The 25,810-nt window shown below is 65.9% G+C and carries 22 protein-coding genes; 7 read left to right on the top strand and 15 right to left on the bottom strand.

What is annotated here, in order from left to right; genetic code table 11:
• Positions 1 to 225 precede the first annotated feature (225 nt).
• Complete coding sequence (locus VPH41_RS09030) at positions 226 to 2,529, top strand: TonB-dependent receptor (RefSeq protein WP_328569712.1); 2,304 nt, start codon at positions 226 to 228, stop codon at positions 2,527 to 2,529.
• Between the two features lie 28 nt (positions 2,530 to 2,557).
• Here the strand turns inward: VPH41_RS09030 and mdcH are convergent, their stop codons facing one another.
• From mdcH to mdcA, 9 genes are all read right to left on the bottom strand, one after another.
• On the bottom strand, positions 2,558 to 3,490 hold the full coding sequence (gene mdcH / locus VPH41_RS09025) for a malonate decarboxylase subunit epsilon (RefSeq protein WP_328569711.1): 933 nt from the start codon (positions 3,488 to 3,490) through the stop codon (positions 2,558 to 2,560).
• Positions 3,487 to 4,116 (bottom strand): malonate decarboxylase holo-ACP synthase, encoded by a 630-nt coding sequence (locus VPH41_RS09020; RefSeq protein WP_328569710.1) that lies wholly within the window; start codon positions 4,114 to 4,116, stop codon positions 3,487 to 3,489. Before VPH41_RS09020 ends, mdcH begins: the two co-directional genes overlap by 4 nt.
• Positions 4,116 to 4,880 (bottom strand): malonate transporter subunit MadM, encoded by a 765-nt coding sequence (madM, locus tag VPH41_RS09015; protein WP_152259698.1) that lies wholly within the window; start codon positions 4,878 to 4,880, stop codon positions 4,116 to 4,118. The genes VPH41_RS09020 and madM overlap by 1 nt, the downstream gene beginning before the upstream one ends.
• Positions 4,873 to 5,301: a malonate transporter subunit MadL gene (gene madL, locus VPH41_RS09010; RefSeq protein WP_152259697.1), complete on the bottom strand. Its 429-nt coding sequence runs from the start codon at positions 5,299 to 5,301 to the stop codon at positions 4,873 to 4,875. Before madL ends, madM begins: the two co-directional genes overlap by 8 nt.
• A gap of 61 nt (positions 5,302 to 5,362) precedes the next feature.
• On the bottom strand, positions 5,363 to 6,175 hold the full coding sequence (gene mdcE, locus VPH41_RS09005) for a biotin-independent malonate decarboxylase subunit gamma (protein ID WP_328569709.1): 813 nt from the start codon (positions 6,173 to 6,175) through the stop codon (positions 5,363 to 5,365).
• On the bottom strand, positions 6,172 to 7,026 hold the full coding sequence (locus VPH41_RS09000) for a biotin-independent malonate decarboxylase subunit beta (protein WP_328569708.1): 855 nt from the start codon (positions 7,024 to 7,026) through the stop codon (positions 6,172 to 6,174). The genes mdcE and VPH41_RS09000 overlap by 4 nt, the downstream gene beginning before the upstream one ends.
• The gene (locus tag VPH41_RS08995; protein ID WP_328569707.1) at positions 7,023 to 7,331 is read right to left on the bottom strand and encodes a malonate decarboxylase subunit delta; all 309 of its coding nucleotides are present in this window, start codon (positions 7,329 to 7,331) and stop codon (positions 7,023 to 7,025) included. The genes VPH41_RS09000 and VPH41_RS08995 overlap by 4 nt, the downstream gene beginning before the upstream one ends.
• Positions 7,318 to 8,199, bottom strand: coding sequence for a triphosphoribosyl-dephospho-CoA synthase (locus VPH41_RS08990; RefSeq protein WP_328569706.1), 882 nt, complete (start codon positions 8,197 to 8,199; stop codon positions 7,318 to 7,320). The genes VPH41_RS08995 and VPH41_RS08990 overlap by 14 nt, the downstream gene beginning before the upstream one ends.
• On the bottom strand, positions 8,199 to 9,872 hold the full coding sequence (gene mdcA / locus VPH41_RS08985) for a malonate decarboxylase subunit alpha (RefSeq protein WP_328569705.1): 1,674 nt from the start codon (positions 9,870 to 9,872) through the stop codon (positions 8,199 to 8,201). The genes VPH41_RS08990 and mdcA overlap by 1 nt, the downstream gene beginning before the upstream one ends.
• Positions 9,873 to 9,991: 119 nt before the next feature.
• Between mdcA and VPH41_RS08980 the strand changes: the two genes are divergently transcribed.
• Positions 9,992 to 10,912, top strand: coding sequence for a LysR family transcriptional regulator (locus VPH41_RS08980; RefSeq protein ID WP_328569704.1), 921 nt, complete (start codon positions 9,992 to 9,994; stop codon positions 10,910 to 10,912).
• A 71-nt stretch (positions 10,913 to 10,983) separates the two neighbouring features.
• Here the strand turns inward: VPH41_RS08980 and VPH41_RS08975 are convergent, their stop codons facing one another.
• Genes VPH41_RS08975 through VPH41_RS08965 form a run of 3 tightly spaced genes read right to left on the bottom strand, consistent with a single transcriptional unit; the run spans position 10,984 to position 15,849 of the window.
• The gene (locus VPH41_RS08975; RefSeq protein WP_328569703.1) at positions 10,984 to 12,801 is read right to left on the bottom strand and encodes a glycoside hydrolase family 15 protein; all 1,818 of its coding nucleotides are present in this window, start codon (positions 12,799 to 12,801) and stop codon (positions 10,984 to 10,986) included.
• Positions 12,788 to 13,549 (bottom strand): trehalose-phosphatase, encoded by a 762-nt coding sequence (gene otsB, locus VPH41_RS08970; protein WP_193317588.1) that lies wholly within the window; start codon positions 13,547 to 13,549, stop codon positions 12,788 to 12,790. Before otsB ends, VPH41_RS08975 begins: the two co-directional genes overlap by 14 nt.
• An 11-nt stretch (positions 13,550 to 13,560) precedes the next feature.
• Positions 13,561 to 15,849, bottom strand: a complete 2,289-nt coding sequence (locus VPH41_RS08965; RefSeq protein WP_328569702.1) for an alpha,alpha-trehalose-phosphate synthase (UDP-forming) — start codon at positions 15,847 to 15,849, stop codon at positions 13,561 to 13,563.
• Positions 15,850 to 16,088: 239 nt separating this feature from the next.
• On the opposite strand from VPH41_RS08965, the gene VPH41_RS08960 reads away from it, so the two are divergent.
• The 3 genes from VPH41_RS08960 (at position 16,089) to VPH41_RS08950 (ending at position 19,850) form a co-directional block, all read left to right on the top strand.
• Positions 16,089 to 17,204, top strand: coding sequence for a mechanosensitive ion channel family protein (locus tag VPH41_RS08960; protein WP_328569701.1), 1,116 nt, complete (start codon positions 16,089 to 16,091; stop codon positions 17,202 to 17,204).
• Positions 17,205 to 17,255: 51 nt separating this feature from the next.
• Positions 17,256 to 18,551, top strand: a complete 1,296-nt coding sequence (locus tag VPH41_RS08955; protein WP_328569700.1) for a cation:proton antiporter — start codon at positions 17,256 to 17,258, stop codon at positions 18,549 to 18,551.
• Positions 18,552 to 18,659: 108 nt separating this feature from the next.
• Positions 18,660 to 19,850 carry a serine hydrolase domain-containing protein gene (locus VPH41_RS08950; protein ID WP_328569699.1) on the top strand — a complete coding sequence of 397 codons (1,191 nt, stop codon included), beginning with the start codon at positions 18,660 to 18,662 and terminating at the stop codon, positions 19,848 to 19,850.
• An 8-nt stretch (positions 19,851 to 19,858) separates the two neighbouring features.
• Here the strand turns inward: VPH41_RS08950 and VPH41_RS08945 are convergent, their stop codons facing one another.
• Positions 19,859 to 20,242 carry a YkvA family protein gene (locus tag VPH41_RS08945; protein ID WP_230538205.1) on the bottom strand — a complete coding sequence of 128 codons (384 nt, stop codon included), beginning with the start codon at positions 20,240 to 20,242 and terminating at the stop codon, positions 19,859 to 19,861.
• 92 nt (positions 20,243 to 20,334) lie between these two features.
• Between VPH41_RS08945 and VPH41_RS08940 the strand changes: the two genes are divergently transcribed.
• Positions 20,335 to 21,438, top strand: a complete 1,104-nt coding sequence (locus VPH41_RS08940; protein ID WP_328569698.1) for a DNA topoisomerase IB — start codon at positions 20,335 to 20,337, stop codon at positions 21,436 to 21,438.
• On the opposite strand, the gene VPH41_RS08935 is transcribed toward VPH41_RS08940, so the two are convergent.
• Both VPH41_RS08935 and VPH41_RS08930 read right to left on the bottom strand, forming a co-directional pair.
• Entirely contained in the window at positions 21,392 to 21,622 is a 231-nt protein-coding gene (locus VPH41_RS08935; protein ID WP_328569697.1) for a hypothetical protein, read from the bottom strand. The genes VPH41_RS08940 and VPH41_RS08935 overlap by 47 nt on opposite strands.
• Positions 21,623 to 21,779: 157 nt before the next feature.
• A complete protein-coding gene (locus VPH41_RS08930; protein ID WP_328569696.1) occupies positions 21,780 to 22,139 on the bottom strand; it encodes a hypothetical protein in 360 nt (119 codons plus the stop codon).
• A gap of 287 nt (positions 22,140 to 22,426) precedes the next feature.
• On the opposite strand from VPH41_RS08930, the gene VPH41_RS08925 reads away from it, so the two are divergent.
• Positions 22,427 to 25,801 (top strand): hypothetical protein, encoded by a 3,375-nt coding sequence (locus VPH41_RS08925; protein WP_328569695.1) that lies wholly within the window; start codon positions 22,427 to 22,429, stop codon positions 25,799 to 25,801.
• Positions 25,802 to 25,810 lie beyond the last annotated feature (9 nt).

Genomic DNA, 25,810 nt, shown 5'->3' with positions numbered 1-25,810 from the left:
ACTACCGGCCAAAAGCATACCCGGACACCCCCCCACACAAATGCAATTGACTTGCAATAAAGATGTGCGCCACTTATTATTGCAACTCAATTGCATTTAAATATGTATCTTGCTCGCGCCTCCCAGACGCAGGGCGGACCATCTTACCGAACCACACCCTGGCGCATGCCCAGCATTGCGCCGCTTTTTAGGAGGCCTATGCGCCATCACGTATTCGCAGCTGCCATGCTGTCCACTGCCCCGCTCGCCTACGCGGCAGACGACGTTACCCTGCAAACCATCAAGGTCCGAGCCGACCGGCCATCGGCCATCGACAGCGTCGTCGTGGTCGAAAATGAACAGGCCCAGAACCGGACCCTGGGCGGCATGCTCGAGCATGTCTCGGGCGTGCAAAGCAGCGCCTTCGGCCCGAATGCCGGCGCGCCGGTGATACGCAGCCTGAGCGGCAGCCGCGTGCAAATCCTCGAAGACGGCCAGTCCATCCTCGGCATGAATGCGCTCAGCGGCGACATCAACATTCCCTTCGATCCCCTCTTCGCGCGCAGCGTGACGGTGAACAAATCGTCCGATAGCGTGCGTTTCGGCGGCAATGCCATCGGCGGCAGCGTCGACGTCGATTCCGGCCTCATTTCCAGGAAGATGGAAGGCAAGCAGAAGGACGTGGAACTGGTGCTGCGCAAAGGCTTCAACGATGCCGACGCGCAAGGCTTGCGCGTCAACTTCAACGATGGCAAGCACTTCTCGACCAATCTGCAACTGTCCTTCCAGAAGATCGGGCATTACGATATTCCCGGCAACAGCAAGGCCGGCGTGTGCAACAGCCAGCTGTTCCCTGCAAACGGCGGAGTCAACACCTTCCTGGCCGACAGTTGCCAGAAGGAAGCGCGCATCCAGCAAATCTACAACAAGGCTTCGCAGCCGTTTATCGACCAGTTCATGACGGAAAATCCGGACTGGGCGGACGGCGATTTTTCCTTCTATACCAATAACCCCACCTCCGTCTGGCAGCGCAAAACCTACGTCAATCCCGCCAACCCCGCCTACGTGCCGGGGACGCCAGCCATGACCCAGAAAAAGATCAACCGGGACGTGACGCCCGATTACCACGGCACCTTGGGCAACAGCTATGCCAGCAACGCCCACATCGCCGCCGGCACGACCTACTTTTTCGACCAGGGCTACGTGGCGGTCAGTCTCGATTCCAAGGAAAGCGAGTATGGCGTGCCGGGTTTTTCCATGGAAAACAAGTCGTTCGGGGCTAACTATGACGAGGGGCTGCCCGTCGGCGTCGTGATCAAGCAGGATAAATATGCGCTGGAAGCCCAGCTGTCCAGCCCCGTTGCCTACCTTGAAAGCGTGCAATTGCGCATGTCACGCCTGAACAATGCATCGGGGGAGCGCCTTGGCGCGGCCAAGGCGAACGACTACCAGTTCGACACGAATCAAGCCGAGCTCCTGCTGGCGCACCGGCGCGCTGGGCCCTTGAGCGGCTTGCTTGGCCTGAGCCATAAAGCCAGGGACATCAGCGGCAGCGGGCCGCAGCGCTACCTTCCCGATGCAAGCACGGTCAGCCGCGCGCTGTTCCTCAAGGAAAGCCTCGATCTCGACTGGGCCACCTTCGACGCGGGCTTTCGCCATGAAAAAGTGGCGCACGAGATCCGCAAGAGCGGCTTCAAGACGTCGAGAAATGCGGGCAACTCCACACTCGGGGACAGGGACTTCAGCCTGAACAGCTACAGCCTGGGCGCCTCGGCCCCACTGGGCCAGCTGTTCGGCGTCAAGCTGCGCTACTCGTCGTCGGAAAGGGCGCCCGATGTCAACGAGTTGTATGCGAGCAATGCGCACTATTCGATCATGACCCAGGAAGAAGGCAACCAGAACCTCCAGGCCGAACGCGCGAAGAATACGGAACTCACTGCCTTGTTCGCCAATCGCGGATTCAAGCTGTCGGCCACCGGCTACGTCATGAAATACGACAACTATCTCTACCTTGGCCACTCGGGCGCCCAGATGGCCAATCGCCTGCCCCTGAAATACTGGAAGCAGACGGATACAACGGTCAAGGGATTCGAAGTGGACGCCTCCCAGGTATTGCAGCTTGGCAGCTATGGCAAGCTGAACCTCTCCGCATTCGCCGACCTGGTCAAGAACAAGGCCGACAACCCGGACAAGCTGCGCGCGCACAACGACGGCGAGTACCTGCCCAACATGCCCACCAACCGCTATGGCGCCAATGTGTCGTGGGAAAACAAGGGCTGGAAGGCCAGGCTGTCCGGCACCCGCTATGACAAGCAGAAGTACCTGGGCAAGAGTGTCAGCGAAGAAGTACCGCTCGACGGCTACACCATGGTGAACTTCCAGGTGAGCCGCGCACTGCAGGTGCCCAATTCGCCGTTTGCAGGCATCGAGGTGTTTTTCAGCGGCACCAACCTGCTCGATGACGATGCCCGGCCGCACAATTCCCCACTGAAATACATCGCGCCCCTGCCCGGCCGTGGCTTCCAGCTGGGCTTGAGCGCCAGACTGTAAGGCGCCACCGCGCTCAAGGTCCGCGCCGTCAAACCCCGCCCCGCTCCCGGCTCACCAGCGCCAGCACGCTGTCGCCCCGGTTGCCGTCGCAGCAGACGGCCACGCCATCCGTGAAATCGGGCGCCGTCAGCCGCGTCAACACGCTGCCCGGCGGCATTTCCAGCGCCAGCCGGGCACCCCGCTCCCACGCCAGGCGCACCGTGCTGGTCCACTGCACGCGCTGCGCCATGTTGGCGGCCAGGCTGTCGCGGATGCGGGCCGGGTCGAACAGCGCGCGCGCCGCGCTGCTGCTCAGGTAGACGAGCGCTGGGCGGCGGACAAACACGCCGTCGAAGGCGGCGGCCATGTCGATCGCCGCGCCTTCCAGCAGCGGACAGTGCGACGGCACGCTGATGGCCAGGCGCTGCGCCTTGCTGGCGCCCTGCGCCAGGGCCAGCGCCATCACGGCTTGCAAGGCGGATTCGCTGCCCGCAATGGCAATCTGGCGCGGCGCATTCAGGTTGGCGATATACACGGGGTTCGCGGCACCATGCACCTGGGCCAGCAGCGGTTCCAGCTGCGCCAGATCCAGCCCGATGATGGCCGCCATGCCGTAGCCGGCGGGATAGGCCTGCTGCATCAGCTGCCCGCGCCGCGCCACCAGGCGCAGGGCATCCGCATAATCGAGCGCGCCGGCCACCACGGCCGCCGCATACTCGCCGATGGAAAAGCCGGCCACCATGTCCGGTGCCGCGCCGCGCGCCCCCAGGGAACGCGCCATCGCCACGCCCGCGATCAGCAAGCACAGTTGCACGGCCCGCGTCGACGCCAGCGCTTCGGCCGTGTCCAGCGCCAGGGAATCTTGGCCCAGCACGGCCCCCGCTTCGCCCAGGGTTGCCGCCACGGCCGCATCGTCCGGCAGCGCATGCAGCATGCCCGGGTACTGGGCGCCCTGGCCGGGAAAGGTAAACAACACGCTCATGCCAGCTCCCATGGCGTGGCCGTCAGCACGGGGCCCTGGTCCGTCTTCAGCAGAACCCTGCCCCGCCCCGCCGCCCATTCCGCATACGCAAAGCCGCCATGGCCCGTGTCGATCTGCAGATCGAGCCGGCACGCCGTGATACTCGACGTGATACTCGCCGCGATGGCGCGCAGGGCGTGGGCCTGGGCCGCATCCGGCGGCGCGGCAATGCGCAGCACGAGATCGAGGTCGCTGTCGGCGCGCAGCACGGGCAAGCCGCTGGCCAGGGCGAAGCCCACGCCGCCCGTCGGCCCCCAGGCCCAGCCCGTGGCGTCGAGCAGGGGCGCGACCTGCCGCAGCGCATCGAGCGCGGCGCAGGAAAAACCAGGCTGCGGCGCGTGCGCCAGCCGCGCCAGCTCCTCCGGCGTCACGCGGCGCAGCACGGCGGCAGCGTCCACCTCGCACGCGTGCCGCTCGCTGCGCAGCCGGCCCCGCATGCCCACGGCGATGCGACCGGGCGCCGCGCCGGCGCGCCGCACCACCAGCGGCGCCGCCTGCAGCCAGGCCGCATCGACCCAGGAGGGCAAGCACTGGCCCTCCGGCAGGCCGGACACCCACAGCAGGTCATGCGCGCGCCAGGCTTCCATCAGGCCACCACCGCCTTGACGGCAAAGAACAGCAGCGATGGCCCCAGCAGACAGCCCAGCCCCGTATGAAACGTGGCCACCAGCGCGCCATACGGCACCAGCTTGCGGTCGGTGGCGGCCAGGCCGGCCGACACGCCGCTGACGGTGCCGGCCAGGCCGCCGAAGACCATCGCCGAACGCGGCGTCTTCAGGCGCAGGAAACGCGCTGCGGCGGGCGTGCCCACCATCACCAGGATGGCCTTGATGAGGCCTGCCGCGATGCTGAGCGCCATGACGTCCGAGCTGGCGCCGATGGCCGCGCCCGTGACGGGGCCGACGATGTACGTGACGGCGCCGGCGCCGATGGTGGTCATGCTGACGGCGTCCGAATAGCCAAACGCGTAGGCGACGGCGGCGCCGACGAGGAAGGGCAGCACCACGCCCAGCATCAGCGCCACGACGCCGATCAAGCCAGCCTTGCGCGCCTCCGTCGCCTGCACTTCGAAGGCGGTGGCGACGATGGCGAAGTCGCGCAGCATGGCGCCGCCCATCAGGCCGATGCCGCCGAACAGCGACAAGTCAGCCAGGCCCTTGTGGCCGCCGCTATGCACGCCGCCCCAGTAAGCGAGGCCCAGGCCGATCACGATGGCGATGGCCGAACCGTGCACGCGGCCCAGGGTCAGATACTTCGACAGCGCCACGGATACCAGCATGATCAGGCCGACAAAGGCGAAGGCCGTCACCAGGCCGTTGTGGATGGCGGCTTTTTCAAAGATTTCAAGCATGGCGGTGCTCCTTCATCAGCAGGGAATCGGCTTGCGCGCGGTCAGCTTCGGCGGCAGCGATGGCAGCTGGGCTTTCCGACCGGTTAATCAGCGAAATGACGGCACCGCACACGAGCACGGAACCGATGGCGGCCAGCACGGCCACGGGCCCGCCGCGCAGCGCCGCCACCACGTCCTGCTGCGCCGCCATGGCCACCACCACGGGAATATACATGGCGCCCCAGTATTCGACGCCCCGCTCCGTCATCTGCGGCAGCCACGCGCGGCGCTGCATGTAGAGCCGGGCGCAGATCAGCAGCAGCATGGCGATGCCCACGCCGCCCACGTTCGTCTTGACGCCCATCAGCTGCCCGAGCAGGTCGCCCAGGAAGATGCCGAGCAAATGGCACAGGGCCAGCAATGCGGTTCCGTAAATGATCATGATTGTCTCCGTTATAGGAATAGGAATGACTTGATGTCTTCTCTTTTGATGCACCATCCGCTTACCACTGCTGCCCCAGCACCTCCCTTACCTTTGCCGACGCCTGGCGGTGCGGCGCGCCCAGGCGGCTGGCCAGTCCCCGCTCCGGATCGGCGCGGATATCGCCCAGCGCCGCCTGCAGGCTGGCGCGCACCTGCCCCACATCCTCGCCTGACGGCGCATCGGGGTGCGCCACCTGCAAGGTTTGCCACAGCAGTCCCAGGGTGGCGTAGTTGCGGATGTCGTAGGCCATGGGCGCGATCGTTTCGGCCAGCGCTTCGAGCGCCTCCACCGTGCGCAAGGTGATGCGCGCGGCCGACGCCTTGCCCATCGCATGCACCATCACCTGCGGATCGTCGAGCGCGATCAGACGGTTGGCCTGGTAGCCGTGGGCCAGGAAAGCGCCCGACATGGCCTTGCCGACGATCAGGCCGATCACGGGGTGGCCCGCCAGGCGCGCTTCGGCATACGCGCCCGCCGCGCCGGCCAGCGCCTGGTGGATGCCATATGCTTCCTCGCGCCGCCCATAGGCCTGGCTGGCCACGTCGATGACGGCCACGATGGGGCGTTTCACGGCCAGGTCGCGGTCCTCGGCAACCACCTGCTGCACGGCGCGCGCCAGTTGCCACGCCTCGACCAGGCCGACTTCTCCCGTGCGGGCGCGCGTAAAACGGTTGTCCGGATCGGGCAGCACCGCGAGATAGCGCGCCGCTTCGCCCGCCAGCGGCGCGTCCACCACGCGCACCGAGGGCGGATAACCGTCCAGCGGCGCCGTGCCATCGGTCAGTGCCGCCAGCCAGGTGGCGCCGCGGCTCGTTTCGGTAATGGCGTTCATGCTGCTGCTCCTTTGCTGTAGATGGCGCGCACGGCTTCCGGCGTGGCTTGCACGCCCGCGTCGACGTCCGCCAGACGGGCCAGGAAGGCGTCGGCCTGGCCGCTGCGGTGCTGCCGCGGCACGCCGCGTGCAAACAAATCGGCCACGGTAGCGCGCATCTGTACCGTGTCGTCGTCCACGTAGGCGTCTGCCAGGCCGCTGTGGAAGCGCTGCTCGCCGCCCGTCAGGCTCCAGATGAAGGGCTTGTTGCGCGAATCGAATTCGTCCACGCCCGCTTCCTGCTCGATCACAGCCGGGCCGTTGAGCCCCAGGCGCGCCTCGCGCGTGACGACCAGATAGCTGCACAGACCCGCCGCGATCGACATGCCGCCATAGCAGCCCACGGTGCCGGCCGTGATGCCGATCACGGGCTGGTAGCGGCGCAGGTCGACGATGGCCGCGTGGATGTCGGCAATCGCCGCCAGGCCCAGGTTGGCTTCCTGCAGACGCACGCCGCCCGTCTCGAACAGGATCACGGCCCGCGTCGGCACGCCGTTGCGGTTGTCACGCGCCGCCAGTTCCAGCGCGCCGGCGATCTTCGCGCCGCCCACTTCGCCCATGCTGCCGCCCTGGTAGGCGCCTTCGATGGCCAGCACCACGGCTGGCTGGCCGTCGAACAGGCCCTTGGCCACCACCACGCCGTCGTCCGCCTGCGCCGTGACGCCCTGCCGCGGCAGCCACGGCGAAGCGATGCCGCAGAACGGATCGAGCAGCTCGCGCATGCTGCCCGCGTCCAGCAAGGCCCGCGCCCGGCTGCGCGCGCTGCGTTCAATGAAGCTGTCGCGCTCCAGTAATTGCGTCAATGTGCTCATGCCGCCCTCCCCGCTTGCAATTCTTCGTAAGCCTGCTCGATGCGCATGCGCACCACGCCAGGCGTGGCGCCGCAATCGTTGATGACGATGGTCACCGCCGGCAGCGGCTCGCCGCCGAAGACGCGCAGCAGCAGCGCATCCCACACGGCGCCCTTGCCATCGACGGACGTGTTCACGACGATGCGGGTCACGCCATCGTCGCCCGGCTGCAGCAGCACTTCCAGGTCGCCCGAACCGACGACGCCGGCCAGCGCTCGCCCCGATGCCGCCGGCCCGGCCGCGAATGTGTAGTCACGCGTTTCCATGCGCATCTCCTTCAGTCAATCGATCGAGGAACAGGGTGGCCGCCAGCAGATCGGCCGCGCCGCCCGGCGACACGCCGCGCTCCAGCGCCGCCGCTTCCAGCGCCAGCAGCGCCTGCGTGCCGGCAGCCGTGGCCGCGCCGCCGGCAGCCAGCACCCGCGCCGCGCCCGCCTGCAGCGCCAGCAAGGCCGTCTCGCCGCCGCGCGACAGCACGCAGGTGTCGTCCAGCTGGCTGATGATGGCCAGCAGGGCGTTCAGGCGCGCCGTCGTCTCGCTGTCGCCGCGTGCCCGCGAGGCGTGCAAAGCGGGCAGGCCCGCGCCCGTCACCAGGGGGAAACCGGCGCGGGCCTGGCCCCGCGCGCCATCGACCTGGTACTGGCGGCACGCCAGCTCGCCCTTGTTGCCCGTGGCGCCAGGCGCGCCGCGGTCATGCAGACGGGCCAGCGCGCCGGCCCGCGCCGCCACGGCTTGCGGTGCCAGAGACGCGCCGCGCGCGCCCTGCTGCGCCGCCGCCGTCGCCAGCAGGCCCAGGGCCCAGATGGCGCCCCGGTGCGTGTTCACGCCGTCCGTGGCTGCCAGCATCAGCGCCTCGCCTTCGCGGCCGATGGCGCCGATGCGCTGGCGCAGGCCGTCGTCATCATCGCTGTCCCAGCCCGCTTGCGCCATGGCGGCAAACACGGGCTGCAGCACGCAAGCCGAGTGGCACATCAGGGCCCAGTTCAAGTCCGCGTGGGCGCCCCGGCTGCGCAAATCGACGAGGCCCGGTTTCGGCGTCAGGGTCACTTCATCGAGCAGCGCCTGCAGCACCTGCCGCGCCAACGCCGCAGGGCGTACCTGCACCGGCACTGTCGTCATCATTGTGGTCATCATTACCAGCTCCTGAATTTGGCGGGGGGTTGATACAGGCCGTCGGACCATTCGACCAGGTCGGCGATGCTTTTCGCCGCCAGCAGCGAGCGGTTCGCCGCGCCGCGCTGCACGCCGATATCCTCGGGCAGCGCGATCAAGCCATCGGCGCGCAGTTTCGCCGTCGTCTTCGGGTCGTGGCGCAGGCCGATCGGCGTGACGCCGGCGACAGCCGCCAGCATGGCCTTGCGCTCGTCGAGCGAACGGGCCTTGTACAGGTAGGCGATGCCCTCTTCCGTCAGCACGTGCGTGACGTCGTCGCCATAGATCATCACGGGCGCCAGCGGCATGCGGCTGGCCTGGCCCACGGCCACGGCGTCGAGCGATTCGACGATGGTGGGCTGGCCGCCGTCCTGGAACGTTTCGACCATCTGCACCACCAGCTTCTTGCCGCGCGCGAGCGGGTCGTCCGTCTCGATCAGGTCCAGCCAGGCCGGTGTCGGGTGGCGCCGGCCGTGCGGATCGTGGCCCATGTTGGGCGCCCCGCCGAAACCGGCCAGCCGGCCGTTGGTGACGGTCGACGAGTTGCCCAGGCCATCCATCTGCAGGGTGGCGCCGATGAACAGGTCGACCGCGTACTGGCCCGCCAGCTGGCACAGGGCGCGGTTCGAGCGCATGGAACCGTCGCGGCCCGTAAAGAACACGTCGGGCCGGGCGGCCGCATAGCCTTCCATGCCCAGCTCCGCGCCGAAGCAGTGCACGCTCTCGACCCAGCCCGTCTCGATGGCCGGGATCAGGGTCGGATGGGGGTTGAGCACCCAGTTGCGGCAAATCTTGCCCTTCAGGCCCAGCTGCTCGCCGTAGGTGGGCAAAATCAGCTCGATGGCGGCCGTATTAAAGCCGATGCCGTGGTTCAGCGACTGCACCTGGTGTTTTTCATACACGCCGCGGATCGCCATCATGGCCATCAGCACGTGCACGGGCTTGATGACGCGCGGATCGCGGGTGAACAAGGGCTCGATGAAGAACGGCTTGTCGGACTGCACGACGAAATCGATCCACGAGCCGGGCACGTCGACGCGCGGCAAGTCGCTGACGTCGTCGACGATCTGATTGACCTGGGCGATGACGATGCCGTCGCGGAAGGCGGCCGATTCCACCAGGGTGGGCGTGTCTTCCGTGCTGGGGCCCGTGTACAGATTGCCCTGGCGGTCGGCCATGTAGCCGGCCACCATGACGACATTGGGCGTGAGGTCGACGAACAGCCGCGCATACAGCTCGATATACGTGTGGATGGCACCTACTTCCAGCAAACCATCCTGCAGGAACTGGGCGATGCGCAGGCTTTGCGTGCCGGCAAAGGAAAAATCGAGCTTGCGGGCGATGCCCCGTTCGAACAGGTCCAGATGTTCGGGCAGGCTGACGCTGGGCATGATCAGATGCAGATGGTGGATCTTGTCGGGATTGACCTTGGTCAACATGCGGGCGAGGAAATCGGCCTGCTTCTGGTTGTTGCCTTCGAGTACGACGCGGTCGCCCGGCGCAAGCAGCGCTTCGAGCACGGCGACCATGTCGCCCTGTTGCAGCACGGGGCCGCTCGCGTACTGGCGCACGGCGTCGAGGCGGCGGCGCTTCTCCGTGCGCCGCGTGTCCCATTGTTTTTGCCGCTGCGCTGGCGCTGCTGTGGCGGTTGACATCATGCCTCCGGAATGAGCTATCGAAGCCTGACGATAGAACGAAAGCGTCACCGCGACAATCAACCTGCTACCATGTTCATTACCCTGAAGTTAATGAACTGCCATAAAAGAGGCTAGCCATGGCCATCAACGAAGAAATCACCTTGAAAAAGCTGGAAGTGTTTCTCAGCTTTATGGAATTGAACAACCTGGCGCGGGTGGCCGATGCGCTGGGCCAGAGCACGGTCAGCGTGCACCGCGCCCTGCATTCGCTCGAAGACGGCTTGCGCTGCCCCCTGTTCAAACGCGAGGGGCGCAGCCTGATTCCCCTGCATGCGGCCTACACCTTTGCCGAATCGGCGCGGCGCGCGCTGGCCGAGTGCGAGGAAGGCGTGCGCAAGGTGCGCGAAATGTCGGGCATCAACCCCGTGCGCCTGAAGATCGGTTCGCTGTATTCCCTGACCCTGCACTGCATCCCGCAGCTGGTGATCGCCCTTAAGCTGCGCCGGCCGGGCCTGGACATCGACCTGACCCTGGGGTCGAACCGCGACCTGCTGCAAAGCCTGGCCGATGGCAGGCTGGACGCCATCATCGTCGGCGTGCAGGAAGACGAGCAGCATGCGGGCCTGGTGGCCGTGCCCCTGTTCCAGGACGACATCTTCCTGGCCGCGCCGCTGGCCTCGCCCTATGCGGGGGCCGCCTCGGTGGACTTGCAGCAGCTGCACGACGACAAATTCGTCACGCTCAACGAGGGTTTCGTCACCTCGCAAAGCTTCAACCACGCATTCGAGCTGGCCGGTTTCGTACCCGACACGGCCATGCGGGTGGGCGATATCTTCTCGCTGATCAACCTCGTGAGCGGCGGCATCGGCTACAGCCTGCTGCCCGGCAGAGTGCGCGCCTTCAGTTCGCGCATCGAACTGCTCCCCCTGGACACCCGCTACGGCTCGCACCAGCAAATCACCCTGCTGATGCTGAGCAGCCGCGAGCGCGACCCGAATCTGCTGGCGCTGGCGGCGGAGTGCAGGTTGTATGGGCGGCGCGAGCCTGCTGGCGCGTGATTACCCCGAACATCGAAAAGGCTGGGGTCGGACCCTGAGGGTCCGACCCCGGCACTTGCCTTGGGGGGAGCTTAAATCGCACTATCCCACGGCGCCGACAACCGCACCGCGCAGTTGATCAAGCCCACCATCGAATACGTCTGCGGGAAATTGCCCCACATCTCGCCCGTCACGGGGTGCGTATCTTCCGACAGCAAGCCCAGGTGGTTGCGCGCCATTAGCATCGTTTCGAAGATTTTGCGCGCTTCGTCCTTCCTGCCGATGCGGGCCAGGGCGTCGATGCGCCAGAAGGTGCAGATGTTGAAGGCGGTCTCGGGTTTGCCGAAATCGTCGGGCGCTTCGTAGCGGCGCATGTAGGGGCCGTCGCACAGCGACGCTTCCAGCGCGTCGACGGTGGCGATGAAACGGGGGTCCATGGGGTCGATGAAGTTGACTTCCGCCATCAGCAAGACGGAGGCATCGAGGTCGCGTCCGCCCAGGCTTTCCGCGAAGGCCTGGCGCTCTTCGCTCCACGCTTCGCGCAGCAGGCGTTCGCGGATCAGTACGGCGCGGCTGTTCCAGTGGTCGGCGCGGTCGTCCAGGCCCAGTTTATGCGCGACCTTGGCCAGGCGGTCGCAGGCCGCCCAGCTCATCAGCATGGATGAAGTGTGGACCCTGGCCCGCGTGCGCAGTTCCCACATGCCCGCGTCCGGCTCCGCATGCAGGCGGAAGGCCTGGTCGCCCACGGCTTCCAGCGCGGCAAACTCCGCTTTTCCCGCCCGGTGGAACAGGCGGTGATCGAGAAAGGCCTGCGCCGCGCCCAATACAATATTGCCGTAGACATCGTGCTGGAAGTGTTCCTGCGCCTGGTTGCCTACGCGCACGGGACCGTTGCCCCGGTAGCCGGGCAAGTGGTCGAGCATCGATTCGGGCAACTGCTCTTCCAGGCCGATGCCGTACAGGGGCTGGATGTGGCCGCCTTTCGAGCGGGCGACGATATTCGTCAGCCAGCGCAGGTATTCCTCCATCGTGCCCACTTCCGACAGGCTGTTCAGTGCGCGCACGACAAAGAAGGCGTCGCGCAGCCAGCAATAGCGGTAGTCCCAGTTGCGGCTGCTGCCGGGCGCTTCGGGAATGCTGGTGGTCATGGCGGCGATGATGGCGCCCGTGTCCTCATATAAAGACAGTTTCAGGGTGATGGCCGCGCGGATGACCACGTCCTGCCATTCCAGCGGCACGGCCAGTCGGCGCGTGTAGGTGCGCCAGTAGTTGATGGTTTCCTTCTCGAAGATGCGCGCCGTCTCGTCGATGCCGCCGGCCAGGGTTTCATCGGGGCCCAGCAGGAAGTTGGCCGTTCCGCCCAGCACGAAATACGTTTCGCTCAGCACATAGTTGAGCGATACATCGGTGTTCAGGCGCAAGGTCTGTTCCGGCCCCACATAGCGGATGTGGTGGCTGCCCTGCGTGATCTGCGGCGCCAGCTTGCCCCAGTCGTAGCGGGGGCGCAGGCGCACGCGGATGCGCACGGCGTGGTCCAGCGGGCGGACCCGGCGGATCAGCATCAGCGGGCGGAACATGCGGTCGCGGCTGAGGAAGCGGGGCGCGAAATCCGTGATTTCCACGCCGCGCCCCTGCGTGTCGTACAGCCGCGTGCGCAGCACGGCCGTGTTCGGCTCGTAGACTTGCTCGCTGCGGGCAAAGTTTTCAATGTCGATGGCCCACACGCTGCCGTTCTGCGTATCGTCCAATAAGGTGTTGAAGACGGGGTCGCCATCGAAGCGGGGCAGGCAGGACCAGACCACCTGCCCTGCCTGGTCGATCAGGGCGCTGAAGGCGCAATTGCCCACCACGCCGCAGTTGAGGGATGCTTGCGCGGGCGCGCCGCCGGGGGTGTCATCAGTTGTCATCATCTGCTCCTTCAGGGGATACGGAGGCGGCCAGCAGCGCGGCGCGCAAGGCGCCGGGACTGGCCAGGCGCAGGGTGGCGGCGCTGGGGCCGCTGCCCACTTTCACGCCCTGCCCGCCTGCTTGTTGGACATAGGCAAAGCCTGCCTCATCGGTGGTGTCGTCGCCCGCGAACACGGGCCGGCGGCCGGCGAACGGGGTTTCCTGCATGAAGGCGGCGATGGCGCCGCCCTTGTCGGTGGCGGCCGGCTTGGCTTCGAGGACCATTTTGCCATGCAATAGCAAAATCCCCGGGCACGCTTGCACGGCCGCCGTCATTTCCTGCAAACACAATTGTTCCAGTTGCGGCGCCAGCCGGTAATGCAGGGCCACGGCGCCCCGCTTCTGCTCCACCAGCAAGCCGGGGTAAAGCGCGGCCAGCGCCTGGGCGCGCGCCAGCACGGGCGACACGTCGGGCGTGGCCGCCACGGTGAACCTGCCGTCCGCGCCGCGCCGCTCCACGCCATGCACGCCCGCCACCGGCACGACCAGGGGCGCCAGCATGGCGTCGATCTGCGCCACGGGACGCCCGGAAATGAGGGCCAGCGCCCCGCCATGGCGCTCGGCCAGCAGCGCCAGCGCTTCCACCACGCCCGGTTCCAGGCGCACGCCGTCGGGCGTGGATGCCAGGTCGACCAGGGTGCCGTCGAAATCGAGGAAGACGGCCGTCCCGGGCGCACTCAGCAGCTGCAACAGCGCCGCGCCATCGTCCATGAAAGCCTCCATCACATCCCCTTGCGCCGCTTGATGCGGCTGTGGGCGTCGATCTTGGTCATGACCTTGTCGCGCTGGCGCAGGCGGGCCGCGTCCAGCAGCATGCGCCCGGCCCAGCGGTACACATTGAAATGCTTGACTCTAGCCCGCATGCTCTTCATGCGCTCGCGCTGTTCCACGGGCGGCATCACGAGGGCGCGGTACAGGGCGTCCGCGCCCTGCTCGATGTGATACGGGTTGATGATCAGCGCTTCGTGCAATTCGCGCGCCGCGCCCGTGAATTGCGACAGCACCAGCACGCCCATCTCGTCGTCGCGCGCGGCGATGAATTCCTTGGCCACCAGGTTCATGCCGTCATGCAAGCTTGTCACCATGCACACTTCCGACGCGCGGAAATAGCGCTGCAAGTCGTCCTGTCCGTGGTGCTCCGCCTTCAGCAGGATGGGCACATAGTCGCCGCTGCCGAAACGGCGGTTGATGCGTTCGACCATCTTGCGCACCCTGGCGTCAAAACTTTGATATTCATCGAGCGAAGCGCGGCTAGGGGCGGCGATCTGCACGAAAGTGAAATTGCCCACCATGCCGGGCTGCTGCTCCAGCATGCGCTCGACGGCCTGGAAGCGCTCGACGATGCCTTTCGTGTAATCGAGGCGGTCGACGCCGATGCCCAGCAAGTGGTCTTGCGCCACGCCCAGCTCGCTGCGGATCTGCGCGCGGCACGTGGCCACGTCGGGCTGCGCCGGGTCGTCCTCGGGCCAGGCGATGGAAATCGGGTAATCCTCGACCTGCGTCATCTCGCCGCCGTAGGAAATGACGGACGCTTCCGGCTCGATGCGCGTTTCCAGGTAGCGGTCCACCGTTTCGAGGAAATTCTTGCGGTGGAATGGCGTGTGGAAGCCCAGGATGGTGCTGCCCAACAAGCCGTCGAGGATTTCCTCGCGCCATGGGCAAATGCCGAACGATTCCGAGTTTGGCCACGGGATGTGCCAGAAAGTGATGATCGTCGCTTTCGGCAAGGCTTCGCGCACCATGCGGGGCAGCAAGGCAAAGTGATAATCCTGCACCAGCACGACGGGATTGTCCGTCTTCGCTTCGGCAATCACGGCGTCGGCAAAGCGGCGGTTGACCTTCACATACTGGTCCCAGTCGGACGAGCGGAACACGGGGCGCACGTGGGCGATATGGCACAGCGGCCACATGCCTTCATTGGCGAAGCCATAATAGTAGCCCTGCTCTTCTTCTTCCGTCAGCCACACGCGGCGCAAGGTGTAGCTGGGATTGTCGGGCGGCACGGGCACGTGGTCGAACTTGTCCACCGTCTCGCGGTCGGCGGAACCGGCGCCATGCGCGATCCACGTGCCGGAACAGGCGCGCATCACGGCTTCCACGGCCGTCACCAGGCCGCTGGCGGGGCGTTGTACGGCAATGCCGGCATCCGTTTTTGTGTGGATGTACGGCTCGCGGTTCGATACGACCAGCACCTGGTCGCCCTGCAAATCCGCTTCCAGCAGGGCGCGCAGCTTGTCCGGCGTCCAGTCGGATGACCAGCCGTTGTCGCCCTGGCGTTCCAGGTGGTATTCCTGCAGCAATTCGCGCAAGTCGCCGATCAGCGGCTGCATTTCCGGCGGCGGCGCGGGCGCGGCGGCGGGCGCCGTGGCGGCGGCCACGGCGCCATTGCTCTTGGGCAGCAACTCGCCCCGCAAGATATCTTTCACGGCCGACAGCCAGCCGCGCCAGCTCAGGTGGGCGACAAACACGGTCATCAGGGAAATCAGCACGGCCAGCACGGCCAGGAAGGCAAAGATGAAACGCTTGGTATCCGTGTTGCGGCGCTCGACAAAACTCATGTCCTGCACCAGCACCAGGCGGCCCAGCTGGGTAGCGTCCTGCATGACGGGCGTTTCGCTGAGGTGGACTTGGCCTTGCGGCAATTGCGCGAGGGATTTGTACAGGCCGCCCGTGGGAGGCGTGCTCCAGCAGCCGATGGAGCTTGGGTATTGCGCGGACTGGTACAGCAAGTGGCCCGCGTTGTCGCAAAAGCCGATGGCGATCAGGCGTTCGTCGCGCGTGGCGCCCTGGAACAGTTCAGCGATGCGGGTGGCGTCTTGCGCGGGCAGGTATTCGGTGAGCGAGGGCCGGAGGGTTCCAGCGAGCAATTCGGCCCGGCTGTCGAGATCGCGCACATACCAGCGCAGGGTAATGTTATCGAGCAGGGGTACCACAATATAGGCAAACAATCCCAGCACGAGGGCCAGTGGCAGGATGAAGCGCAAGGACATTCGCAGTGATCGTACTATCATCGGTTTCCTTTGCAAAAACAAAAAGCATGGCAAGTATGACTATGTTTCCAATGCGGCGACGCCCGCTTGCTTTCCGTATTGAAACGTCAACGGGGCATGGCGCAGCGCAGCAATTTCTTCCAGTATCCACCTTGATGCAGGTCTTATCCGTACGGCAACGCACGCCCCCGTTACGCCATCTGCCCGTAAAATAGCCGCTTCCGACATCCATTCCATTTAAAAACAAGGAGTTTTCGCCTATGGATCTCAGCACGTTCCACTCGCTTATGGGAGGCCCGCTGCGCTCGGCGCTGACCGTGCTCGTTTCCGCCCTGCTCGTCACCGTGGTCGCCATCGGCGTGCACCGGGCCGGCATCAGCTTGCTGAAGAGGCTGGCCAATGGCCGCCCGTTCACCACCAACGCCACGCGCGTGGCCTTCCGCGCCAGCCAGCTGTGCGTGATCGTCTTCGGTCTGCGCATGGTGCTGGCCGGCGCGCCCGACGATACGCCGGGCCTCGTTGCCATGTCGCATGTCACCAGCGTGGCGCTGATCATCGCGCTGACCTGGCTGGCCATGCAATGCATCCAGGCCCTGTCCATCACGATTTCCGAAGTCAACCCCGTCGACGTGGCCGACAACCTGCGCGCGCGCCGCCTGATCACGCAGGCCCGCGTGCTCACGCGCAGCGCGCACGCCATCGTCGTGATCCTGGGCCTGGCCTTCGTGCTGCTGACCCTGCCCGGCGCGCGCCAGATCGGCGCCAGCCTGCTCGCTTCGGCCGGTGTGGCGGGCCTGGTAGCCGGTATCGCCGCCCGCCCCGTGCTGGGCAATTTCATTGCTGGGCTGCAAATTGCGTTTTCGCAACCCATCCGCATCGACGACGTGCTGATCGTCAATGGCGAATGGGGCAAGGTCGAGGAAATCAAGGGCACGTATGTCGTCGTGCGCGTGTGGGACGAGCGCCGCCTGATCGTGCCGCTGCAGTGGTTCATTGAAAATCCGTTCGAGAACTGGACGCACAGCTCGTCCACCCTGCTGGGCACGGTGTTCCTGTGGCTCGATTTCAGCATCCCGCTCGACCCGCTGCGCGCAGAGCTCACGCGCATCTGCGAATCGGCCGCGCAATGGGATGGCCGCGTCTGCACCGTGCAGGCGACGGATTCGAACGAGCGGGCCGTGCGCGTGCGCTTCCTCGTCAGTGCGGCAGATTCGGGCCTGGCTTTCGAACTGCGCTGCATCGTGCGCGAACAGATGCTGGCCTTTATCACGGCCCGCTATCCGCACGGCCTGCCCCGTTTGCGCTCCACGCACGACCCCATCGAGGTGCACGCCATGCAGGCGCAGAACGACAGCGTGTCGCTGTACAAGGCGTAAAGAAACCGTGCGGCGCGCTGCCCTTGCCGGCGCGCCGCTACAATGGGCCGCATGAGCACCACCGCCTGGTTCATCCTGATCGGCTGCCTGATGCTGGCGCGCGGCCTGGGCGCCGACGGCATTGCGCGCCTGCCCTTGACGTCGGCCATCGCTTATCTGGGCGTGGGCCTGCTGCTGGGGCCCATGTTTCTCGGCCTGTTTGCGTTCGACCTGGTGCAGCAGGCGCCCCTGCTGGAAACCCTGACGGAAATCGCCGTCCTCATCTCCCTGTTTTCCGCCGGCGTCAAGATGCCCGTGCCGTTCAGCCTGGCGCGCTGGCTGCCGCCGCTGCGTCTGGCGTGGCTGTCGATGGCCCTGTCCGTGGCCCTGGTGGCCGCCTTTGCCTGCCTGGTGCTGGGCCTGCCCCTGGGCGCGGGCGTGCTGCTGGGCGCCATCCTCGCGCCCACCGACCCCGTGCTGGCCACGGACGTGCAGCTGCGCCATGCGGGCGACAGCGAGCAATTGCGCTTCATGCTGACCAGCGAAGCGGGCATGAACGATGGCAGCGGCTTTCCTTTCGTCATGCTGGGCCTGGGCCTGCTGGGCCTGCATGAGCTGGGGCCGCACGGCACCACCTGGCTGTGGCGCGATCTGTTCTGGGCCAGCGGGGCCGCCATCGCCCTCGGTGCGGCCGGCGGCGCGCTGCTGGCGTGGCTGGGCTGGCAGGTGCGGGCCAAGGAACCGAAACACGCGATGCTGGACGACCTGGCGGCCCTGGGCCTGATCGCCTGCGTGTATGGCGTGGCCACATGGCTGCACGCCTGGGGCTTCCTGGCCGTGTTCTTTGCGGGCGTAGCCCTGCGCCAGACGGAACTGCGGCTGGCCGGCGCGCCCAAGGACAGGCAAGGCTTGCTGCAGGCGCAAGGCACCCACGCTGTCTCCGCCGCCCAGCCGCACGATAGCGAGGTGCCGCTGACCGTCAGCGGCGAGTCGCTCGTCTTCAAGGAACATCTGGAACGGCTGTCCGAACTGACCCTGGTGCTGCTGCTGGGCGGCGCCGTCACGGCTGCCGCCTGGAGCTGGCGGGCGTGGAGCGTGGCGCTGTTCCTGCTGCTGGTGGCGCGCCCGGCCAGCGTGATGCTCGGCTTGCTGGCCTCGGGCACCAGCGTACGCCTGCGGGGCCTGGCGGCCTGGTTCGGCGTGCGCGGCATCGGCTCGCTGTACTACCTCAGCTACGCCATCGCGCATGGATTGCCACGCGGGCTGGCGCGCGAACTGGCCGACATCACCCTGGTCGTCGTCATCCTGTCCATCGTCGCGCATGGCTTGACGGTCAAGCCCCTGCTGGAACGCTACTGGCGCAAATAGGCACGGGCCGGCCCCGTTTGTCATTGCTACACAGCAATCTTTTGTCAATCGCCCCTATGCTGGGCAGAAATGTTGTTAAGATAATTAAAAACAGCCAAGAGAGAATCAATGAAACGAAGAAGCGTGCTGGGACTGGGTGTCTCACTGGCCCTGCTGCAAACGGGCTGCGCCACCGATCCGGCCAAGCTGGCGTGGGAAACGGAATTTGACGGCTTCATGCGCGATGGCCTGGCCCGCACGGAAACGCCGGGCATGGGCGTGGCCGTGGTGCGCGGCGAGCAAACCATTTTCGCGCGCGGCTATGGCTGGGCAGATATCCAGGCCGGCAAGAAGGCCGACGCCGGCACGGTGTTTCATATCGCCTCAGTCAGCAAGCTCGTCACGGCCACGGCCATCATGATGCTGCTGGAACAGGGCGCCTTCCAGCTGGACGACAAGGTGGCGGCCTATCTGGACTTCCCGCTCATGCATCCGAAGTTTCCCGACGTGCCCATCACCTTTCGCCACCTGCTCAACCACACCTCGGGCATTTCCGATGCCGTGTACGAAAAGACGACGGCGTTTGCCGTGCAGGGCGACCCGCGCCTGCCCCTGCGCGACTTCGTCAAGGGCTACCTGTCGCGCGGCGGCGCCTGGTATGACGCGGATGTGTCGTTTGCCGCCCGGCCCGGCACGGAATGGCGCTACAGCAATGTCGGCATCGCCCTGCTCGGCTATCTGGTGGGCCGCGTGAACCCCGACGGCCTCGACGCCTTTGCGCACGAGCACCTGTTCGAGCCGCTGGGCATGGACAGCACGGCCTGGAACCTGGCCGGCTTGCCGCGGCGCGCCGTCGTCGCCCAGCCGTATGCGCACAAGGAGCCGGGCCTGCAAGTGCTGCCGCCCGTCGGCTATCCGGACTGGCCGGCGGGACTGCTGCGCAGCTCGGCGCATGATTTTGCCCGTTTCCTGGCCATCTTCAGCAATGGCGGCCGGGTCGATGGCCACCGCTATTTGCAAGATGCCACCCTGCAATCATTTTTTGCCCCGCAAGCGGCCCCCGTCGTGCCTGCCGATTCGTCCGTGCGCCAGGCCCTGGTCTGGCAGCTGCGCGACGTGGACGGCAGGACCCTGGCCACGCACAGCGGCGGCGACCCGGGCGCCGCCTCCGTCGTCTGCGTCGACCGCGCCAGCAGGACAGCCGTGCTGGCCTTCGCCAACGTCAGCGCCGACAAGGAGTTTCGTTCATTCCAGAAAGAAGTCGTGCAGCGCCTGCTCGCGCATGGCGGCAGCGGCGCGCCCGCTGCCAAAAAGGCCTAGGCGAAGGCCTAGGCGCCGAACCAGCCGCGCAGCTTGTCGGCGGCCCGTTCCTTGACGTCGGCCGTGATGTAGGTGGCGACCGTGGCGACGGCCGCCGCCAGCACGGCCAGGTCGTCCGCATAGCCGACCACGGGCGTGATGTCGGGTATCGCATCGATGGGCGAAATGAAGTAGCCGAGCGCGCCATAAATCGCCGTCTTGGCCCACAGCGGGGTATTCGGCTGCTGCGCCGCGTAGTACAGCCACAGGGCTTTCTCGATGACTTCGCGCCCCGCCGTCCTCGCGAACTTGACGACCTTGTCCCAGAAACTGTCATCCGTGTATTTCTTTTCATACTGCTTGTCGGCCTGGGGGGCGTGGTCTTCTTCCAGATTCTTTTTTCTGCCAAACATCTGCTGCTCCTGTCTGCCGCGCACGGCGTTACGAATGCGCACCTTAGCATAACGGCGCGCCGGGCGCGCGGCGGGCAAGGTAAGCTATCGTCATGGAAATTTCTGCCACCACCACGGCCCGCGCCGCCGGCCTGCGCTACACGGGCGACCACCAGAACGGCATCACCCGCCTGGGCAAGCCCGGCAAGTTCCGCTACCGCGACGGGGACGGCCTGATCCTGCGCGATGACGCCACCCTGGCGCGCATCAAGGCGCTGGCCATTCCCCCTGCCTGGACGGACGTCTGGATCTGCGCGCGCGCAAATGGCCACCTGCAGGCGACGGGGCGCGATGCGCGGGGCCGCAAGCAATACCGCTACCATGCGCGCTGGCGCCAGGTGCGCGACGAAGTCAAGTACGAGCGCATGCTCAGCTTTGGCAACGCCCTGCCCGCCATCCGCGCCGCCGTCGCGCGCGGCATGCAGCTGCCCGGATTGCCCCGTGAAAAAGTACTGGCTACCATCGTGCACCTGCTGGAATTGACGATGATGCGCATCGGTAACGAAGAATATGCGCGCACCAATAAATCGTTCGGCCTGACCACCTTGCGCACGCGCCATGTGCAGGTCGATGGCAGCGCCGTGGCCTTCCACTTCAAGGGCAAGAGCGGCGTGCGCCATGATATCCGCCTCAGCGACCGGCGCCTGGCCAGGGTGCTGCAGCGCATGCGCGAGCTGCCGGGGCAGGAACTGTTTCAATATGTGGATGAAGATGGCGGACGCCATGGCGTCGATTCGGGCGACGTCAACGATTACCTGCGCGCCGTGACGGGCGAAGACTACACGGCCAAGGATTTCCGCACCTGGTCCGGCACCCTGCTGGCGGCGCTGGCCCTGCAGGCATTCGAGCAGGTCGATTCCGAGGCGCAAGCGAAGAAGAACATCGTGCAGGCGATCGAGTCGGTGGCAAAAAAGCTGGGCAACACGCCGACGATCTGCCGCAAATGCTATGTGCACCCGGCCGTGCTGGAATCGTATCTGGATGGCAGTTTATTGGAAGGCATGCGCGCGCGGGCGCGGCAGCAGTTGCAGGAAGACTTGCCGGCGCTGGCGCCGGAGGAAGCGGCCGTGCTGGCCTTGCTGCAGCAGCGCCTGCAAGGCGCCGCCCCCATCAAGCCTGGCGCCCCGGCTGGGGCTGGCAACGGGCCGACAGCTTGAAGGCATCGCTATTACACAGCGGCATGCTCTGATGGCCCGCATCGCGCGCCACGGGCGCCGGTGCACCATCGTCCGTCTGCGTGTCGCCGAGATTGACGAAGGTGGCGGCCAGGGTCGAGAGCGTAAACAGGCAGATCAGCAGGAAGGGCTTGTTCAAGTGAATGGACTGGTCTGGCTTTTGCATCGCATACTCCGTCGGACTGGTTGGCTGTTGCAGCATGAACATCATCATCGCGTGTTTCCGCAAGGCATACAATCAGACAGTTTCGACAAGATGGGTAGGACAGCGCTGACAGACTCAGCCATGGCGGGAAGCACGGTGGCTGCCGAGATGCCCCCCCTCAGCGCTTCCACCTCCTGCGGTCAGTGCACATGGCAGTCAGGTGTATCTTCCCTGCGTCATCAACCGTGCGTCCTGTTATCACATCCACGTTTTCCCACACCAAAATCTGCTGCAACCGGGGTGTGCAAAACATTTCGTCCCAGCGCTGCCTGCGCCCGGCATTTATCTTGTAGCTGGCCTTATTCCTGATTTCATCTGGAAGTTCAAGAAAGTCAGGATTTTTAGTAGTGAAATCAACGACATAGGCCCGCACGGGCGCCTTTACCGCCTTGCTGAAGCCGCGATACACCAAGCCATCCCGGGAAGCATCCGACACACTGAGATCCTTGCCATAGGCTTCGAGCCGGGTATGCAGCATGTCATCCGAGGAACAGCCTAGGATGATGGTCAACAAGAAGCAGGAAAAAATACACTTTTTCATATATATACAAGTTAAATTTTTCTCAATTCCATCATTTTAACAACGGACACACCTGCCCGGCCGAAAATCGCGGAATGACGTGTCGGCAGAATTGACAGGGTTATGTTCAGTACGCGTCTGCCAGCATTCAAGCCCCTGTTTTATAAAGATTATTTATTCAGGAACGCTTCCTGCTTGACCTCTTGTCTGGGCACGCTTGGCGCCAGTCAACGGGGGGAACCATCATGGGCTTCATCAAACAGACGCTGCTGGCGCTGCTGCTGTGCGCAATGTCCGCCGCGCATGCCGCCACCATCGGCTACACGGCAACCGCGCTGGGCGGCACGCAGTGGCGCTACGACTATACCGTCAGCAATACCACCTTGACCGTTCCCATCGAGGAATTCACCTTGTTCTTCGGCGTGGGCCAGTACGCCAACCTGCACAACGTTTCCACGGCGCCCGGCTGGGACGTGCTGCTGGTGCAGCCCGATCCCGCCATCCCCGCCAGCGGCTACCTCGACGCGCTGGCGCTGGCCGGCGGCATCATTCCCGGCGCCACGGCCACGGGCTTTTCCGTCACCTTCGATTACCTGGGCGCGGGCAGTCCCGGCGCCCAGCCGTTTTCCATCGTCGACCCCGTCTCCTTCATCGAGCTCGAGACGGGCCTCACGCAGCCGGCCGCCATCGCCCTGCCGTCCACGCCATGGCTGCTGCTGGCCGGCATGCTGGCCCTGGCCTGCCTGCGGCGACGCCAGCTGGCCGCCGCAGCGCTGGCCGCGGCCCTGGCGCCGGGCCTGTGCGCATGCGGCGGCCCCAACGATCCCACGCAGCCGCCCACGCCCAAAGTCATGCTGGCCGCCGCGGCCAGCCGCGTCCAGGCGGCCGGGGACTTCGAAGTGACCTTGCTGGAAAAAGTGGCCGAACAGCGCGTCAGTCGCACGGCCTGGGACTACAGCTACCGCGTGCACATCCGCAACAACAGCAGCGAGGCGGCCAGCAATGTACGGGCCGTGCTGGCCAGCGCGCCCGAAGGCAGCACCATCATCGATGGCGACGTGCTGGCCGGCAGCATCGACGCGGGCGCCACCGTCACGCCCGACGACACCATCACCTTGCGCATCGAACGCGACATAGCCTTCCAGAGCGGTGCCCTGGCGTGGACCTTCAGCGCCAACGGCAGCATCGACCTCGATCCCGTGCAGCCCGCGCAGGTGGTCGTGCTGTCGCTGGCCGAGCTGGGTTTGACGGACGGCGCCGACAGCGTCAAGGCCAGCGGCGCCGTCACGGATGTGCTGCTGCAGGACGGCAGCCTGCGCTTTTCCACGCCCGGCGACACGGGCGCGGACCAGCACGCGCAGTTTTTGCTCAGCAAGGGCAACAGCGTCACCACCCTGAACTTGCTGATCCAGACGGAACTGCCCACGACCGTGGAAACCTATGTGGAGCCGGACGACGACGGCAACGTGCCCGCCACGGCGCCCGTGCTGGCCATCACGGGGCTGGGGCCGAACAACCGCCTGCAGCCGGCCGCCCTGGAATTTCGCCTGGTGGGCGCCGCCCCCACGACCCTGCAGGACGACAGCGACGGCCTGCTGTCGATGCCGGGCGGCGCCTCCGTCAGCCTCAAGCAGTTTTGGGTCTACGATGCGGCCAGCAACAGTTTCCGCATCAGCGCTGCCGCCATGCAGCAGATGCTGGTGCTCCTGCCCAACGGCGTCTACGATGTCAACCTCAATTTCGTTTCGCAGGACGGCGAATTTACGGCCAGCTATGCCTTGATCGCCATCAAGTCCGGTGCCGTGGTGCAAGGCCAGCTGCGCACGCCGGCGGGCGGCAACGCCACGGGGCTGGCTGGCAAGAAAATGCTGTTGACCGGCTATAACAGCCACCAGCGCCAGGTGGCCGTGGTCGACGCTGCGGGCGCCTTCCATTTCGATGGCGTGCTGCCCGATACCTACCAGCTGACCTTGAATGACCTCGTCCACCCGGGCGTGGTCAGCGTCAGCGCCGCCGTCTTCGACAACAGCACCACCATCAACGTGGCCATCGTCTACCCGTACGGCCCCGGCCTGGCCCAGCGCGCCGCGCCGCAAGGCTATGTGGCCGCCACGGTCACGCAGGATGGCGCCGGTCCGCCCGCGCGCGCCGAAACGGCCGTGCCCCGTGCCGTGCCGGACGTGACGCCGCAGGATGACGAGGGCAGCAAGGAGTTCACGGCCACGGCGGCCGCGCAAAACCAGACCGTCAGCGTACCCGTCAGTTACACGGTGCCGAAAGGCACGAAAAATGTGGGCGTGAAAATCACCGTCAGGACGGCCGAGTACCCCGTCTACACGACGGCGCAAAGCCAGTACAACGATACCTGGTCCTACTCCGTCACCGGTTTGCCCGGGGTCAACCTGGCTGCCGCGGGCGCCGTCAACCAGAGCCACTTCACGCAGGGCACGATCGTCAAGACGGATTGCGTCGACGTCAGCAAGCAAACAAAGGATGGGGCATTGACCTTGGGCGGCAATGTCAGCGCGACGAATATCGGCGACAGCTTCCTGCCCACCGTGACGACGGTGGAACTGAGCCTCGTGTGCAAGGGTTTGAAGGTGACGCAGGCGAAATTCCTCTCGCCGAACAAGGCCGGCCACCCCGTGCTGCAGCCCATCAAGCTGACGGGCAATTTGCCGGGACCGTATGTCTCCGTGTCGCAAGGCGCGACCACGGCCACGCATACCTTGCCGCTGGAACTGCACTACACGCCAACGGCGGCGACGATCACGGAAGTCAACATCGGCATTTCGGCCGGCGGCGGCAACCCCGCCTTCAGCACGGTGAATTTATTGTCTCAGGTCAATACCAAGAGTCCCGGCAAGGTGAAATTTCCCGGCCTGGTGCTGCCCGTCTTCGCCGGCGACAAGCTCGACAAGAAGGCCGTCATCACGGTGCGCCTGAAGGGCCGCATCGACAATACCGATGCCAGCTCCGACCCGGCCGAAGGGGGGCAAGTGGAATTGAAGGGCGACACGGCCTACATTCCCCTGTACCTGGCCAACAATGAAGCGGCGCTGGCGGCACGGCGCTACGGCACGCGCGATGCGGGCGGCGATTCGTGGGCCACGCGCCTGGCCATCGCCTGGCTGGCGGGCAATGCCTACCGCTTCGACGACATCAGCGGCCAGCACGTGACGCAGACGGCGGCGGGCCGCTCCATCCTCGGCCACAGCGGCCACAGCGACGGCCAGCAGATCGACTTGCGCTATGCGGACGGCACGGGCGGCTACACGGATGCGCTGGGCGGCCAGGGCAATGGCGCCGCCATCAAGAAGCTGATCGCCGACGCGAAGGCGGAAGTGGTGGCCAACCCGGCGCAAAAGCCGAAGCTGGCGGCCTTGGTGGCATGGATCGCGGCCAACCGGGCCATGCTGGCCCAGGAAGCGTTGCCGGCCAGGACGCGCGTCGTCTACATCGGCCCCAGCTTCGTCAAGCTGGCCCTCGTCGACGGGCGTTTTTCCGCCAATGCCGCCGACAAGATCCCTGGCGCGGGCGCCTGGCTCAAGCCGATGAAAGTGCATATCGAGAAGGGACACCTGAGCCACTGGCATATCAGCCTAACGGCCCATCCGTGAAGGGATGCC

Origin of the sequence: Janthinobacterium sp. P210006 (assembly GCF_036231885.1) — a bacterium.
Taxonomy (GTDB): domain Bacteria; phylum Pseudomonadota; class Gammaproteobacteria; order Burkholderiales; family Burkholderiaceae_D; genus Janthinobacterium; species Janthinobacterium violaceinigrum.
This window is presented reverse-complemented; position numbering and strand designations above follow the sequence as displayed.

Excerpts from the sequence above, each read along its gene's own strand:
- VPH41_RS09030 (WP_328569712.1), top strand. The coding sequence starts at position 226 with ATGCTGTCCACTGCCCCGCTCGCCTACGCGGCAGACGACGTTACCCTG.
- mdcH (WP_328569711.1), bottom strand. The coding sequence starts at position 3,490 with ATGAGCGTGTTGTTTACCTTTCCCGGCCAGGGCGCCCAGTACCCGGGC.
- VPH41_RS09020 (WP_328569710.1), bottom strand. The coding sequence starts at position 4,116 with ATGGAAGCCTGGCGCGCGCATGACCTGCTGTGGGTGTCCGGCCTGCCG.
- madM (WP_152259698.1), bottom strand. The coding sequence starts at position 4,880 with ATGCTTGAAATCTTTGAAAAAGCCGCCATCCACAACGGCCTGGTGACG.
- madL (WP_152259697.1), bottom strand. The coding sequence starts at position 5,301 with ATGATCATTTACGGAACCGCATTGCTGGCCCTGTGCCATTTGCTCGGC.
- mdcE (WP_328569709.1), bottom strand. The coding sequence starts at position 6,175 with ATGAACGCCATTACCGAAACGAGCCGCGGCGCCACCTGGCTGGCGGCA.
- VPH41_RS09000 (WP_328569708.1), bottom strand. The coding sequence starts at position 7,026 with ATGAGCACATTGACGCAATTACTGGAGCGCGACAGCTTCATTGAACGC.
- VPH41_RS08995 (WP_328569707.1), bottom strand. The coding sequence starts at position 7,331 with ATGGAAACGCGTGACTACACATTCGCGGCCGGGCCGGCGGCATCGGGG.
- VPH41_RS08990 (WP_328569706.1), bottom strand. The coding sequence starts at position 8,199 with ATGATGACCACAATGATGACGACAGTGCCGGTGCAGGTACGCCCTGCG.
- mdcA (WP_328569705.1), bottom strand. The coding sequence starts at position 9,872 with ATGTCAACCGCCACAGCAGCGCCAGCGCAGCGGCAAAAACAATGGGAC.
- VPH41_RS08980 (WP_328569704.1), top strand. The coding sequence starts at position 9,992 with ATGGCCATCAACGAAGAAATCACCTTGAAAAAGCTGGAAGTGTTTCTC.
- VPH41_RS08975 (WP_328569703.1), bottom strand. The coding sequence starts at position 12,801 with ATGATGACAACTGATGACACCCCCGGCGGCGCGCCCGCGCAAGCATCC.
- otsB (WP_193317588.1), bottom strand. The coding sequence starts at position 13,549 with ATGGACGATGGCGCGGCGCTGTTGCAGCTGCTGAGTGCGCCCGGGACG.
- VPH41_RS08965 (WP_328569702.1), bottom strand. The coding sequence starts at position 15,849 with ATGATAGTACGATCACTGCGAATGTCCTTGCGCTTCATCCTGCCACTG.
- VPH41_RS08960 (WP_328569701.1), top strand. The coding sequence starts at position 16,089 with ATGGATCTCAGCACGTTCCACTCGCTTATGGGAGGCCCGCTGCGCTCG.
- VPH41_RS08955 (WP_328569700.1), top strand. The coding sequence starts at position 17,256 with ATGAGCACCACCGCCTGGTTCATCCTGATCGGCTGCCTGATGCTGGCG.
- VPH41_RS08950 (WP_328569699.1), top strand. The coding sequence starts at position 18,660 with ATGAAACGAAGAAGCGTGCTGGGACTGGGTGTCTCACTGGCCCTGCTG.
- VPH41_RS08945 (WP_230538205.1), bottom strand. The coding sequence starts at position 20,242 with ATGTTTGGCAGAAAAAAGAATCTGGAAGAAGACCACGCCCCCCAGGCC.
- VPH41_RS08940 (WP_328569698.1), top strand. The coding sequence starts at position 20,335 with ATGGAAATTTCTGCCACCACCACGGCCCGCGCCGCCGGCCTGCGCTAC.
- VPH41_RS08935 (WP_328569697.1), bottom strand. The coding sequence starts at position 21,622 with ATGCAAAAGCCAGACCAGTCCATTCACTTGAACAAGCCCTTCCTGCTG.
- VPH41_RS08930 (WP_328569696.1), bottom strand. The coding sequence starts at position 22,139 with ATGCTGCATACCCGGCTCGAAGCCTATGGCAAGGATCTCAGTGTGTCG.
- VPH41_RS08925 (WP_328569695.1), top strand. The coding sequence starts at position 22,427 with ATGGGCTTCATCAAACAGACGCTGCTGGCGCTGCTGCTGTGCGCAATG.